The sequence below is a fragment of the Vibrio sp. 1069 genome (genome assembly GCF_033340555.1).
The window spans coordinates 1-526 of sequence record NZ_JAWOWP010000915.1 but is presented as its reverse complement, the minus strand read 5'-3'; the positions used below and the strand labels follow the sequence as shown (position 1 = coordinate 526).

The 526-nt window shown below is 47.3% G+C and carries 1 protein-coding gene and 1 pseudogene; both read right to left on the bottom strand.

From position 1 onward, the window contains the following. Positions 1 to 378: ATP-binding cassette domain-containing protein (locus tag R7040_RS29790; RefSeq protein ID WP_318098091.1), on the bottom strand; the 378-nt coding region annotated here is incomplete at its 3' end. Further along, a pseudogene (locus R7040_RS29785) lies at positions 375 to 526 on the bottom strand (ABC transporter ATP-binding protein); the annotation flags it as partial. The pseudogene R7040_RS29785 and the gene R7040_RS29790, both read right to left, overlap by 4 nt.

Below are 526 nucleotides of genomic sequence, written 5' to 3'. Positions count from 1 at the left end.
CTGCACCTGCTTGTGGATTTTCAACGGGCGAGTTAGATGATGACGAATTGTGTGGGTAGGGTTCAGCGATCCAAAAGGGTCTTGAAACACCATTTGTACCTTACTGCGATAATCTTGAATATCGTGTCGTGAGGTGATGTCATTGATGTTGGTGCCGTTAAATAGAATTTCCCCTTCGCTCGACGTGTAAACCTTTGTGATTAGCCTTGCACACGTGCTTTTACCGCAGCCTGATTCGCCAACGAGAGCCAATGTTCGCCCAGCGTAAAGATCAAAACTGACACCTTGCAACGCTCGAAAAGTCTCTTCTTTGGCAAAGCCACCGCCCACAGTGAACTCTTTGATCACGTTTTTCATTTGAATGATCGGTTGACTCATACTGGTGCTCCTTGTTGCTCTGGCTGCTTGTGAACATCGTGAATATTGGGGAACGAGGCCCACAATTTTTGCGTGTAAGGGTGTTGTGGGTGATTGCGGATCTCGTAAGCGTGATTGACTTCTACGATCTCACCATGGTGCATGATGG